This window comes from Hymenobacter ruricola (assembly GCF_015694525.1).
GTDB lineage: Bacteria > Bacteroidota > Bacteroidia > Cytophagales > Hymenobacteraceae > Hymenobacter > Hymenobacter ruricola.
Genome location: NZ_JADQDM010000002.1, coordinates 577966 through 591619, shown reverse-complemented (window position 1 = coordinate 591619; position 13654 = coordinate 577966). Strand labels below are relative to the sequence as shown.

General features: G+C 61.3%; 9 protein-coding genes. 4 read left to right on the top strand and 5 right to left on the bottom strand.

What is annotated here, in order from left to right; translation table 11 throughout:
- Positions 1 to 131: 131 nt before the first annotated feature.
- A complete protein-coding gene (locus I2H31_RS06635) occupies positions 132 to 833 on the bottom strand; it encodes a hypothetical protein (protein ID WP_196292210.1) in 702 nt (233 codons plus the stop codon).
- 408 nt (positions 834 to 1241) lie between these two features.
- Here I2H31_RS06635 and I2H31_RS06630 point away from each other — a divergent pair, with 408 nt between their 5' ends.
- Together I2H31_RS06630 and I2H31_RS06625 are read left to right on the top strand one after the other, a co-directional pair.
- Positions 1242 to 2615, top strand: a complete 1374-nt coding sequence (locus tag I2H31_RS06630; protein ID WP_196292209.1) for an AAA family ATPase — start codon at positions 1242 to 1244, stop codon at positions 2613 to 2615.
- A complete protein-coding gene (locus tag I2H31_RS06625; RefSeq protein WP_196292208.1) occupies positions 2615 to 3148 on the top strand; it encodes a hypothetical protein in 534 nt (177 codons plus the stop codon). Before I2H31_RS06630 ends, I2H31_RS06625 begins: the two co-directional genes overlap by 1 nt.
- Before the next feature lie 67 nt (positions 3149 to 3215).
- Here the strand turns inward: I2H31_RS06625 and I2H31_RS06620 are convergent, their stop codons facing one another.
- Both I2H31_RS06620 and I2H31_RS06615 read right to left on the bottom strand, forming a co-directional pair.
- Positions 3216 to 3806, bottom strand: coding sequence for a nitroreductase family protein (locus tag I2H31_RS06620; RefSeq protein WP_196292207.1), 591 nt, complete (start codon positions 3804 to 3806; stop codon positions 3216 to 3218).
- Positions 3807 to 3962: 156 nt separating this feature from the next.
- The gene (locus tag I2H31_RS06615; RefSeq protein WP_196292206.1) at positions 3963 to 4679 is read right to left on the bottom strand and encodes a pirin family protein; all 717 of its coding nucleotides are present in this window, start codon (positions 4677 to 4679) and stop codon (positions 3963 to 3965) included.
- A gap of 159 nt (positions 4680 to 4838) precedes the next feature.
- On the opposite strand from I2H31_RS06615, the gene I2H31_RS06610 reads away from it, so the two are divergent.
- Complete coding sequence (locus I2H31_RS06610) at positions 4839 to 5501, top strand: HAD family hydrolase (RefSeq protein WP_196292205.1); 663 nt, start codon at positions 4839 to 4841, stop codon at positions 5499 to 5501.
- 12 nt (positions 5502 to 5513) lie between these two features.
- Here the strand turns inward: I2H31_RS06610 and I2H31_RS06605 are convergent, their stop codons facing one another.
- Together I2H31_RS06605 and topA are read right to left on the bottom strand one after the other, a co-directional pair.
- Positions 5514 to 6374, bottom strand: a complete 861-nt coding sequence (locus I2H31_RS06605; protein ID WP_196292204.1) for a DUF4846 domain-containing protein — start codon at positions 6372 to 6374, stop codon at positions 5514 to 5516.
- Between the two features lie 67 nt (positions 6375 to 6441).
- Positions 6442 to 8931, bottom strand: a complete 2490-nt coding sequence (gene topA / locus I2H31_RS06600) for a type I DNA topoisomerase (RefSeq protein WP_196292203.1) — start codon at positions 8929 to 8931, stop codon at positions 6442 to 6444.
- Between the two features lie 279 nt (positions 8932 to 9210).
- On the opposite strand from topA, the gene I2H31_RS06595 reads away from it, so the two are divergent.
- Positions 9211 to 13644, top strand: coding sequence for a methyl-accepting chemotaxis protein (locus I2H31_RS06595; protein WP_230687510.1), 4434 nt, complete (start codon positions 9211 to 9213; stop codon positions 13642 to 13644).
- The last annotated feature ends 10 nt before the right edge of the window (positions 13645 to 13654 follow it).

The window sequence follows — 13654 nt, the reverse complement described above, 5'->3', positions numbered from 1 at the left end:
GGGGCGCCGGGGCTACTTTGCTGAAAAGCTCAAGTTTGGTTTGTTGAAAAGCTCAGGGCGGGGGCGGGACCAAACAGAAAGGCCCGCTGCGGGGGCAGCGGGCCTGGTCTGGCGGCAGCAACTGCGGCAGCCTAAGAGGCTTTGGGCGCGGGGCTGGCGTTGGTGGCGGCGCGGTCGACCACGGCCCGGGCGGCGGTGATGCGGTTGTAGAAATCGAGGTCGCGGCGCTTGTATTTGCGCAGCAGGCGCATGAGGCGGTCCTGGAGCAATTCGCCCAGCTCGGCAAACTCGGCGCGGAGGCTGATGCGGGCGCTTTTGCCGTCAATTTGGGCCTGGCGGGGGGCGGTTTTCAGGCCGTTGAAGCTTTTGATGGCGTCGTCCAGTTCCTTGATGCGGGCTTTGTCGACACCGTATTCGTCTTCGAGCACGGCTTTGTGGTTGGGCAACTCTTCGAGCAGGGCGGTGGCCACGTCGGAGAGGCGGGAGCCGCGCAGCTTGCGCAGGCCGTTCTCGTTGTAGTCGGCGAGGGCCTGTAGAGCGGGCAGCTTCTTTTCGGAAGCATAGGCAAACACGTCGCCGGCAATTTCGGCGGTCACGATGACGAGGGTTTCGCGGGCAGTTTCCTTTTCGGACTTGTCGCCGGCGGGGGCACCGGCCCGGGCCGTGCGCTGGGCTTCGGTGCGCAGGGGCAGCATGTCGGCAATGATTTCGTCGAGGCGCTTGGCCACGGCTTTCAGCGCCTTGTCGGCGGCGTAGGGCGTGGGGTCCTGTTTGAGGGCGGCGGCGAGGGTTTCGGCGGCGCTGAGGCGGTTGTCCTGTTTGGCGGTGAGCATGTGCTTGGGGTAGGAAACAATGAAAAAATGGGGGAGCGAAACAGGAACCGGGGCGCGGAGAGGTGCGGCCGGGGGGAGGAAGGGCGAAACCAGGCCGAGGAACCCCGTGGCGGGACCGAGGAACCCCGCGACCGGACCGAGGAAACCCGGGGCGGGACCGAGGAGAGGCGTGGCGTGAGCGAAGAAAGGTGTGGCGGCACCGCGGAAAGGCGGGGCGACACCGAAGCCCGTTGGGGCGGGGGCGAGAAGCGGCGTGGCGGGACCGAGGACCGTTGGGGCGGGACCGAGGAAAAAGCGCAGCGCTAGGTAGTCATAATTGTTGAGACTATTGCAAGCCGAGGCGGGCGCTTATTGCTGAGTACCGGGACAAAACCCCGAATCTGCAAGGCAAGCCCGTACTTTGCCGCCATGGCTAAAAAACAAGTTTCGGCGCCGGCCGCCCCCGCGCCGGCCAACCGCCCGCCCTACATGCTCATCGAGGAAATTCGGGTGCAGGGCTACAAGTCGCTGGTGGATGCCACGCTGCACGTGCGGCCCCTGACGCTGCTAGCGGGCACGAACAGTTCGGGGAAATCAAGCATCATGCAGCCGCTGCTGTTGATTAAGCAGACGATGGAGGCGCCGTATCAGCCGGCTGGGGCGTTGCTTCTAAGCGGCGGGCACGTTCAAATAGACCAAGCTGAGCAAGTCCTAAGCTTGATTACGGGTGTCCAAGAGAAGACATTTTCCTGCTTCTTAGTGGGGCATGAGTTTTATGACAGGGATAAAGAATACGTCTCAAGTGCGTTCAATCTAACATTTCGTAAAGCAGCTGCTGGGTTTGAAATAGATAAGCAGTCTTGGCAAACGGGAGATGAAAAGATTGAAATCTGGGATGGCATGAGTTGGGAGGATGTCAAAAACCAACTTTCAAAAGAACGATTAGAAGAATTACTTGCGGATGGGACCATTGATATAGATATTTTCCGTCTTCCGGGTTACCTCGTATTGCACCTCTTAGATGAGGAAGGACAATTAGTCGATGTGTATTCACCAGCTAGTTATGAAGAAGAAATACCAGAAATTATCCACATTCCTGGTCTTCGCAGTGCGCCACTTAGAAGCTACCCCTACGCCAGTTATGTAAGGCGAATCCGAGGCACTTTTGACCTATATGCCGCCGGTGTTGTAAATCGGTGGCAGGAGCAGCAGGACACGGAGAAACTAGCGAAACTCAACGACTACCTGCGCCGCCTCGGCCTCACCGATTCTGTCACAGCGAAGGTGAAAAACGCCAATGAAGTAGAGCTGAGCGTGAGCCGCCTGCCCGCCGGCAGCAAGGGCAAGCCCCGTAAAGCCGACCTGGTGAACATTGCCGACGTGGGCATCGGCGTGTCGCAGGTGCTGCCGATACTGGTGGCCCTCATCGCGGCGCAGAAGGGGCAGCTGGTGTACGTGGAGCAGCCCGAGCTGCACCTGCACCCCCGGGCGCAGGTGGCGATGGCGGAGCTGCTGGCCGAGGCCGCCAACCGGGGCGTGCGCGTGATAGTGGAAACGCACAGCAGCCTGCTGCTGCTGACGGTGCAGACGCTCATTGCGCAGGACCGCATCAAGAACACCGACGTGGCGCTGCACTGGTTTGCGCGCGATGCCAAGGGGGCGACACAGGTGACTTATGTAGAGCCCGACGAGGACGGCGCGTATGGCGCGTGGCCGGAGGATTTCGGCGATGTGGAGCTGCGGGCACAGGATGCGTATCTGACGGCGGTGGGCGAGCGGCACTTTGGCAAAGCCGGGAAGTAATGCGGCGGCCTACTACTTCGCGCCGCCTGGTGGTGGACACCAACGTGGCGCGCTCGGCCAGCGAGAGCGAAAAACCTGTTTCGGATGCCTGCCGGCAAGTGTTGCAAACCATGCTGAGCGAGCAGCACCGGGTGGTGCTGTCGGCCACCCAGTACTGGGAGTGGCAGAAGCATCAGTCGGGTTTCTCGAAGAACTGGCTGCGGCAGATGGTGGGCCGCAAGCTGCACGTGGTGCTAAGTCCCGAACCCGATTCGGGCCTGACCGAACGGATATATGCGCTGGACTGCACCGAAAAAGCCCAGGCCGAAATGCTCAAGGACGTGCATTTGCTGGAAAATGCCCTGGCAACCGATGACGTAGTGCTGTCGCAGGAAACCAACGTGTTCGGGTTGTTTTGTCGGCACGCGGCGGCGCTTCGAGTGCCGCGCCCGGTCGCTTGGGTGCATCCAGTAGCAGATGCTCCGGCCTGCATAACGTGGCTGAAGGCCGGCGCGGAAGTTGAGAAAGCGCGCTGCATTCCAGCAGGAACATAAGAAACGCGCCGCCGCTCCCGTAACCGGAGCAGCGGCGCGTTTCTCGTTAGGCGAGCCAGGTAGACTCTCAGGCCAAAACCTCCACCGGCAGCTCGTTTTGAAACGCAAACTCGGCCACCGGCTTGCGGCTGCGGGCGGCTTTCTCGCGGCTCAGGAAGGGTTCCTCCAGCTGCTCGGCGTCGCCGAGGTAGCCCAGGGCCAGTACCACCACGGGCGTGAGGTGGTCGGGCAGGTGGAAGTCGCGGCGGGCCTTCTTGCGGTCGAAGCCGCCCATCACGTGGCCGTGCAGGCCCAGGGCGGTGGCTTCGAGAAACAGGGTGGCGTTGGCGGCGCCCAGGTCGTGCAGGGCGGCGCCGTTGGGCTGGCCGTTGTCGAACTGCGTGTTGGCCAGGGCGAGGATGAGCACCGGGGCGTTTTTGGCCCAGGGCTGGTTGCCGGGCATTAGCGTAGCCAGGATTTTCTGGAAGGCCTCAGCGTCGGCCTTGTGGGCGTAGATGTACTGCCAGGGCTGCGCGTTCATGGCGCTGAAGGCCCAGGACGCGGCTTCAAAAACCTGGTTCAGGGTGTCCTGGGCCACGGGCGTGGCGGCGTAGGCGCGGGGGCTCCAGCGGCTGCGGATGAGCTCGTGGACGGGGTAGGTGGTGGGGGCGGGTTTCATGGTTCGGTGGTTGGGTAATCAGATTTGAAAACGGTCATGCTGAGCGCAGTCGAAGCATCTCTACCTCACGCCAGGGTTAGTTGCGCAATAGAGATGCTTCGACTGCGCTCAGCATGACGTTCCTGTGGGAGGGGGTGAACAAGCGGACGGCACCAATCAAAAATCCATTGGCACTTCCATCAGCAGCAGCTCGGCCTGGCTGTCGGCGCTGATTTCGAGCTTCTCGGTTTCCCAGATGCCGAAGCCGTCGCGGCGGTGCAGGGCCTGGCCGTTGATGGTCACGTCGCCTTCCAGCACGAAGGCGTAGACGCCGTTGCCGGCTTTTTTCACGGCGTAGTCGGTGGTGAAACCCTTATCCAGGTTGCCGAGGTGAAACCAGGCATCCTGGTGAATGTGCGGGTTGGTGCCGTCGCCTGCCGGCGATACCACTTGCAGCAATTGGTTGCGGCGGGCCTCCGGGGCGAAGGTTTGCTGGCCGTAGTTGGGCTTGATGCCGCGCTCGTTCGGAAACACCCAGATTTGCAGAAATTTCACTTCCTGGTGGGCGTTGTGGTTTTTCTCGGAGTGGGCCACGCCGGTGCCGGCGCTCATCACCTGCACGTCGTGCTGGCGGATGACGGTTTTGTTGCCCATCGAGTCCTGGTGCTCCAAGTCGCCGGACAACGGGATGGAGATGATTTCCATGTTGTCGTGCGGGTGCTTGCCGAAGCCCATGCCGCCGGCCACGGTGTCGTCGTTGAGCACGCGCAGGGCGCCGAAATGCACGCGGCTGGGGTCGTTGTAGCCAGCGAAGCTGAAGGTATGAAAGGAGTTGAGCCAGCCGTGGTTGGCGTGGCCGCGGGTGTTGGCGGGGTGAAAGACGGTGCGAGCCATGATGTTTGGCGATATGGAATTGGTGATTTGCTGTACAAATGTACATACATTTAATGTCGATACATTATTCGTGCGGAAAATGTTCAACATAAATCCGCCCGGTCTTGCTAAAGCCGCTGCCAATACCTTTGCCCGCAGCCAGCATTCGCGCACCACCCCATGATTCGCACCGTAATTTTTGACATGGACGGCGTCATCATCGACACCGAGCCCATTCACCACCACGCCTTTTTCTCGCTGTTTGCCGAGCTCGGCATTCCCGTTTCAGAGGCCGAATACGCCACTTTTCTGGGCAAGTCGACCCGCAACGTGTTCCAACAGCTCAAAAACAACTACCACCTCAGCCAGGAGGTTGAAGACTTGGTAATGCGCAAGCGCGAACTGTTCAACACATCGTTCGACGATGACGCTGACCTCGACCTGCTACCGGGTGTGCGGGCGTTGATTGAGGATTTGCGGCGGCACGACGTGCAATTGGTGGTGGCTTCTTCCGCTTCCAAAGCCACCATCGCGCGGGTGTTCGACCGCTTCGGCTTGGGGCCGTACTTCGCTCACCGCATCAGCGGCGAAGACTTCGAGCGCTCCAAGCCCGACCCGGCCATTTTCCTGCGCGCCGCCGAGCTGGCCGCAACGCCCGTTTCCGAGTGCATCGTCATCGAGGATTCGGCCAACGGCGTGGCCGCAGCCAAAGCGGCTGGCATCTATTGCATCGGCTACGCGAGCGAGCACTCGGCCGGCCAGGACTTGCGCTCTGCCGACCGCGTCATCCACCATTTTTCAGAACTCACGGCTTCGGACATCAAGACCCTCAGCGCGCAGTAGCTCGATACCGGGCTACTGAAAGCTAGCCAGTTCCCGGCTCGAAAACGTCCACTCGGGCGTGTCAAACTCGGTTTGGGAGGCGTCGGGCACGGCAAACCAAGCGCCCAGCGCGGGCGTGTCCACGTTGCGCAGCACGTGGATGTTCTGGGCCGGCATGTAGCTCTGGGCCAGCAGCACATATTTCTGGCGGGTGATGGCGTGCTCGGCCACGTCGACCACCAGCACGGCATGGCCGGGCGCCCCGCCGTGAATGAGCACATCGCCGGGCTGCACCGTCGCCAGCGACTTATGCCGCAGCTCGCGGCTGAGCGACAGCGTGCCGGCGTAGCCAAACGTGGGCAGCAGGTAGCGGCCCAGCGCCGCGTGCGTGGGGGCCTCAGCCGGTCGGCTGGCAGGCAGCACTTCCTCCTTCACCACTTTAAAGGTTTTGCCGGCCACAAAATCGGAAAACCAGAAATCGTAGCCCGTGGTCAGGTGGAAATGCACCTTGTTGGGGTCGCGGCTGAACAGATATTCGGCGCGCAGGCGAATGACGGCATCGGCGCACTGCTGCAGGTCCTTCGTGCCCACGTCGATGTCGACCACGGCGGCCACCACTTCCTGCCGCTCTTTCAACCCACCGGAATACAGGCGTGCTTTGGTACCCGCCGGCTTTAGCGGCAGGTAGCGCAGCCATTCGCCCCAGGAATCGGCCGCTACCGCGAGCCGGCGGCACCCGGCCGGCGCCGGAAACCGGGCCGCCAGCGTCTGAGTGGCGGCAGCGGGTTGCGCCAGCCACGGGTAGGAGCGGCCCACCGGCCCTTCCACCGCGGCCGGCGTGGCGCTGATTAGAAACAGGGGAAAAGCAAGCGGCAGCAGGCGACTAAGCAGCATAGCGAAAAGCCAAAAAAGCCCGCGACGGGCGGGCTTTTCGGTGTGCTCAAACGTAGGAATACGCCAATTATTTTGCCTTGGCCGTGGCCTTTTTTGCCGGAGCCTTTTTGGTGGCCGGCTTCTTGGTCGCCGTTTTCTTAGCGGCCGGCTTTTTGGCGGTGGCGGCTTTCTTGGCGGGCTGGTCCGAATCCTTTTCCTCTTTGGCCGGCGCGGCTTTCTTGCCAAAGCGGCCACCTTTGGCGGGCTTATCGGGCGTGGCGTCAGCCAACTCCTGGCAGCGCTCCAGCGTCAGTTCCGTGGGTTCTTCGCCTTTGGGAATCTTCACGTTTTTCTTGCCCGCCACGATGTAGGGGCCAAAACGGCCGTTCAGCACCTGGATGTCCGGGTTTTCGGGGAAGCTCTTGATGAGGCGCTCGGCGTCGGTTTTGCGCTTGTTCTCAATCAGTGCCACGCCTTCTTCGGCCGTGATGGTGTGCGGGTCCTGCTCCTTGGTGAGGGAGTAAAACTTGCCGTCGTGGCGAATGTAAGGGCCGAAGCGGCCGAGGTTGGCCGTCATGTCCTTGTCCTCAAACTGCCCCACGATGCGCGGCAGCTTGAACAAGTCCAGCGCCTCTTCCAGCGTGATGCTCTCGATGAACTGACCCTTGCGCAGGTTGGCGTAGGCCGGCTTCACGTTGGGGTCGGTGGTGTCACCCAGCGCCACATACGGGCCGTAGCGACCCAAGCGAGCCGTGATTTTCTCGCCCGTCTCGGGGTGCACGCCGATTTCGCGGGTGCTGCCCAGCGTGTTGCGCTCGATGTCCTGCCCGGCCTCAATGGTCGCGTGGAACTTGCCGTAGAAGCCGTCCAGCATCTGCGTCCAGTTTTCGTGGCCGTTGGCAATTTGGTCGAACTCATCCTCGACTTTGGCCGTGAACTGGTAGTCCACAATCACCGGGAAGTGGGCCACCAGAAAGTCGTTCACCACCATGGCCGTATCCGTCGGAAACAGCTTGGCTTTCTCCGCGCCGTAGTTCTCGGTTTTTACTTCGGTTTTCACCTCACTGCCGTCCAGCGTCAGCACGTGGAATTTGCGCTCTTTGCCCTCGCGGGTGTCCTTCTCCACGTAGCCGCGCTTCTGCACCGTGCTAATGGTAGGCGCATATGTTGAAGGCCGGCCAATGCCCATTTCCTCCAGCTTTTTCACCAGCGAAGCTTCGGTGTAGCGGGGCGGGGGCGAGGAAAACCGCTCCGTGGCGTTCAGCCGCTGCAAAGGCAGCACCTGGCCCACGCTCAGCGGCGGCAGCCCGCGCGAGAAGCTCGATTCGCCGTCTTTGCCGTCCTCTTCTTCCTCGTCGTCCTTGCTCTCGGCATACACTTTCAGGAAGCCCTCAAACGTGATGACCTCACCCGTGGCCGAGAACGTGACACCCGGCTGCGTGCTGATACCAATCACCGCCGTGGTGCGCTCAATCACGGCCTCCGCCATTTGCGAGGCCATGGCCCGCTTGCGAATGAGGTCGTACAGCCGCTGCTCCGATGCATCCGAACCCGCTTTCACCGCGCCAAAATCTGTGGGGCGAATGGCTTCGTGGGCCTCCTGCGCCGAGGCCGACTTGGTTTTGAACGTGCGCTGCTGATGATACTCGGCCCCGTAAGCCGCCGTGATGGCGGCCTGCGCCCCGGCCTGGGCCTCCTGCGAGAGGTTCACCGAGTCGGTCCGCATATAGCTGATTTTGCCGGCTTCGTAGAGCTTCTGGGCCACGCTCATGGTCTGCGCCACCGAGTAGCCCAGCTTGCGCGAGGCTTCCTGCTGCAAGGTTGACGTAGTGAACGGCGCGGCCGGGCTGCGCTTGCCCGGCTTTTTGTCCAGGCTTTCAATCTGGTACGTGGCGCCCACGCAACGACCCAAAAAGGCTTCGGCGTCTTCGCGGGTCTTATAGCGGGTAGGCAGCTCGGCTTCCAGCACGGCGCCGCGGCCGGCATCGAAGCGGGCCACCACGCGGTAGGCGCTGGCGCTCAGGAACTGGCTGATTTCGCGTTCCCGCTCCACCACCAGCCGCACGGCCACCGATTGCACGCGGCCGGCGCTCAGGCCCGGCTTCACTTTCTTCCACAGCACGGGGCTCAGCTCGAAGCCCACCAAGCGGTCGAGCACGCGGCGGGCCTGCTGGGCGTTCACCAGGTCCTGGTTCACCTCGCGCGGGTTGGCAATGGCGCCCAGGATGGCGTTTTTGGTGATTTCGCGGAAGACGATGCGCTTGGTTTTGGCCAGCGGCAGGTTCAGCGTTTCGGCCAGGTGCCACGAAATGGCTTCGCCTTCGCGGTCATCGTCACTCGCCAACCACACCATTTCGGCCTCCTTGGAAAGTTTTTTTAGCTGCGCAATGAGCTCGCGCTTGTCGGCCGACACCACGTAAGTGGGCTTGAAACCGTTGGCGATGTCGATGGCGTTGTTGTCTTTCGGCAGGTCGCGCACGTGGCCGTAGCTGGAGCGCACCACGAAATCCTGGCCCAGATAGCCTTCAATGGTTTTGGCCTTGGCCGGCGACTCGACGATTACTAAATTCTTGACCATGTGGACGGGTAAGGGGAACGACGGGCCGGAGCGGGTAGTCGGAAACTGAAACGGCCAGTCGTAGCGAAATGTTAAAAGCGGCCGCAAAGATGCCGGAATATTCCTGGCAAAAGCACAGCTAGCAATAATCTGGCCGCGCCCGGGCTCCCTCAACACCCCATTCGGCTCTCCGAGTTCATTGCATTTTTCGCCGAATTCTTCCTTTGCGAATTGCAGCCGAACACGCGTAACTTCGCCCGTTGTTTTGTCCTCCTTCCGTCCGATTGATACCTATACTATATGGCTTCCCCCAAGTCTCCGCAATCTAAGCCCCGCCGTACCCTCGAAGTGGAAGCGCCGGACATTGACGCCGGCGGGACGCCGGACGCCGGCGCCGTTTCACCGCTCGACGTGGTGCGCACCAACAACGACCTGACGCGCAAAAAAGGCGGCTCGCGCGGCTCCATCGACACGCAGGACCCCGGCTACGTCAACGACCAATTGAACCGCGTGCTCTACGCCCTCGACGCCTTCAAGAAAGGCGACGTGTCGGTGCGCCTCACCAAGCAGAACGACGATATCTTCGCCGAAATCGCCGAGGCCTACAACTCGATGGTGGACATGATTGCGGGCGTGGGCGGCGAGGTGTCGCGCATCTCGAAAGTGGCCGGCGTGGAGGGTAACCTCAAGGCCCGCGCTTCTTCCGAAGGCGCCGCCGGCTTCTGGCGCGACATGGTGAACAACATCAACGGCCTCGTGGACAGCATCGCCGTGCCGGTACTCGAAGTGGGCAAGGTGTTGAAAAACATCAGCCGCGGCAACCTGGACGAAAGCTTCCAGATTCCGGTATCGGGCGACTTCAAGCTGATGGCCGAAACCATCAACAAAACGATTGACAACCTGAACATCTTCGCCGGCGAGGTAACTCGCGTGGCCCAGGAAGTGGGCACCGAGGGCAAGCTCGGCGGCCAAGCCAGCGTGCCAAACGTGGGCGGTATCTGGAAGGACCTGACCGACAACGTGAACAATATGGCCTCGAACCTCACCGTGCAGGTGCGAGACATTGCCAACGTGGCTACTGCGGTTGCTAAGGGTGACCTCTCCCAGAAAATCACGGTAGACGTAAAGGGCGAGTTCCTGCAGCTGAAGCAGAACCTCAACCAGATGGTGGACTCGCTGAACCTGTTCGCCGGAGAAGTAACCCGTGTGGCCCAGGAAGTAGGCACCGAGGGCAAGCTGGGCGGCCAGGCTTCGGTACCCAACGTCGCTGGCGTATGGAAGGACCTGACCGACAATGTGAACAACATGGCCGGCAACCTGACCTCGCAGGTACGTGACATTGCCAACGTAGCTACCGCGGTAGCAAAAGGCGACTTGAGCCAGAAAGTAACAGTTGATGTTAAAGGCGAACTGCTCCAGCTGAAGCAAAACCTGAACCAGATGGTGGACTCGCTGAACTTGTTTGCCGGCGAAGTAACCCGTGTGGCCCAGGAAGTGGGCACGGAAGGCCGCCTCGGCGGCCAAGCCGTGGTACCGAACGTGGCCGGTGTATGGAAGGACCTCACCGACAACGTAAACTACATGGCGAGTAACCTCACCAGCCAGGTTCGGGACATTGCCAACGTGGCTACCGCGGTAGCAAAAGGTGACCTGACCCAGACCGTTACCGTCGACGTAAAAGGGGAATTCCTGCAGTTGAAGCAGAACCTGAACCAGATGGTGGCGTCGCTCAACCTGTTTGCCGGCGAAGTAACCCGCGTGGCACAAGAAGTGGGTACGGAAGGGAAACTCGGCGGCCAGGCTTCGGTACCAAATGTGGCCGGGGTGTGGAAAGCCCTCACCGACAACGTAAACGACATGGCCGCGGCCTTGACCTCGCAGGTACGAGACATTGCCAACGTGGCCACGGCCGTGGCCCGCGGCGACCTGAGCCAGAAGATGACGGTGAACGTAAAGGGCGAAATCCTGGAGCTCAAGAACATCCTCAACCAGATGGTGGACTCGCTCAACATCTTCGGTGACGAAGTAACCCGCGTGGCGCGTGAAGTGGGTACGGAAGGCAAACTCGGCGGGCAAGCCGTGGTGCCCCGCGTAGGTGGCACCTGGAAGGAACTGACCGACAACGTGAACACGATGGCCAGTAACCTGACTTCTCAGGTGCGGGACATTGCCAACGTAGCAACCGCCGTATCGAAAGGCGACTTGTCGCAGAAGATTACGGTAGACGTAAAAGGCGAACTGCTGGACCTGAAGGACAACCTCAACCAGATGGTGGACTCGCTCAACATCTTCGCCGGCGAGGTAACCCGCGTGGCGCGTGAAGTGGGCACCGAAGGAATTCTGGGTGGTCAGGCCAACGTGCCGAAAGTGTCGGGCACCTGGAAGGACTTGACGGACAACGTGAACACGATGGCTTCGAACCTTACCTCGCAAATGCGCGACATTGCCAACGTGGCCACCGCCGTAGCAAAAGGTGATTTGAGCCAGAAAATCACGGTAAACGTGCGCGGCGAGCTCCTCCAATTGAAGGAAAACCTCAACGAAATGGTAGATTCCCTGAACACCTTCGGTGACGAAGTAACCCGCGTGGCCCGCGAGGTGGGTACGGAAGGGAAACTCGGTGGCCAGGCCAAAGTGCCCAACGTGCGCGGTACCTGGAAAGACTTGACGGACAACGTGAACACGATGGCTTCGAACCTGACTTCTCAGGTGCGTGACATTGCCAACGTGGCCACCGCCGTATCGCGCGGCGACTTGTCGCAGAAAGTATCGGTAAACGTCAACGGCGAGCTGCTCGACCTGAAAGACAACCTGAACCGAATGGTGGACTCGCTCAACATCTTCGCCGGCGAGGTAACCCGCGTGGCGCAGGAAGTGGGCACCGAGGGCAAGCTAGGCGGTCAGGCCTCCGTACCCGGCGTGGCCGGCGTGTGGAAGGAACTTACCGACAACGTAAACTACATGGCTTCCAACCTCACCACGCAGGTGCGGGGCCTGGTGAAAGTAGTAACCGCCGTATCGAAAGGCGACTTGACCCAGAAGCTGACGCTGCAAGCCAAAGGCGAAGTGGCCGACCTGGCCGACACCATCAACAGCATGGTGGACGACCTGAACCGCCTCGCATCGGAAGTAAGCCGCGTGGCAAAAGTGGCCGGGGTGGAAGGCAAGCTGACCGAACGCGCCACCGTAGGCGGCGTGTCGGGCTCGTGGAAAGAATTGGTGGACACGCTCAACCAGCTCATCGAAAGCATCGCCTCGCCGGTACTCGAAGTGAGCCGCGTGGTGCGTGCCATCTCGGAAGGCGACCTGACCCAGCGCGTTGAGGTACCGACCACGGGCGACATCCTCGCCATGGCCAACGCCCTTAACCTTGCCGTGGAAAACCTGAACGAGCTGCTCGGCGAAATCAACGACTCGTCGCAGATTGTGGGTACTTCTTCGGAGGAAATGGCGGGCAAAGGCCAGGAAATGAGCCGCGTAACGGTTGACGTGGCTCTGGCCATGCAGCAAATGGCTGAAGGCGCTCAGAACCAGGCGTTGAAAACCGACCAGGCGTTTAAGCTGATTGAAGAAATCATGCAGGCCACCAAGGAAACGGCCAACAAGGCCGACGTCGTGAACAAATCGGCTATCCTCGGTGAGCAAACCTCGCAGCTCGGTCTGAAAACGGTGGCCGAAGTGGTGAAAAACATGGAAGAAATATCCAGTGCCGCTTCGCAAACCTCGCGCACCATCGAAGTGCTGAGCACCCGCTCGGGTGAAATCAGCAAGTCGCTGGGCGTGATTACCGACATCGCCTCGCAAACCAACCTGCTGGCTCTGAATGCCGCCATCGAAGCCGCCCGCGCCGGGGAAGCCGGCCGTGGTTTTGCCGTGGTAGCCGAGGAAATCCGCAAACTGGCCGAAGGCTCCCGCAAGTCGGCCAACGAAATTGCCACGCTGGTAGAAGACGTGAAAAAAGATACGTCCTCGGCCGCAACCGCTATTTCGACCATGGAAAACCGAGTACTCAAAGGCAAGAACGCCACGTTCGAAGCCAGCTCGGCCTTTAAGAACATTGCCACCAGCTCCGGCGAAACGCTGCGCACCTCGCGCGACATTCTCACGGCCACCGAGGTGCAGAAAACCTCGATTGGCGACGTGGTGAAGTATGTGGAAGAAGTGGTAGCCATTGCCGAGCAAACGGCTACCGGCACGCAGCAAGTGGCCGGCACCGCCAAGCAGCTCTCGACGGCCATGCAGGAACTGACCACCAGCTCGCAGCGCCTCACCGACATTGCCGACGACCTGCAGGCCGGCCTCGAAACCTTCCAGCTCAGCTCTTACAGCTACGAGCCGGAGCCCGAGCCGCTGCCCGTGCGCCGCCCCATTGCCCGCGAAGGCTACCGCACCCGCGACGCGTACGTTGCTGCCCCGCAGAACGGCTTGCCGGCCCGCCGCGGTCAGCAAGCCGCTGATGCAGCGCCGGCCGCGAGCAATGGCCGCCAGAACGGCATGCCGCGCCGCGCCGCTCGACCGGCGGAAGCAGAAGCATCGAATTCGGCTCCTGCTGCCCGGCGCTCTACGCGTCCGGCGCGGGCGGAGGCTGCCACACCGGCGCCCGCGCCGAGCCCGGCTGCCCGTCGCCAAGCCCGACCCGGCGCCAAAGCCGCTGCCGAACAGCCCAAGAATGGGCAAGAGAACGGAAACGGCCAAACGCAAAAGCCGATTCCGAAAGCCAAAGCCAAGAAATAATTGTTAATCA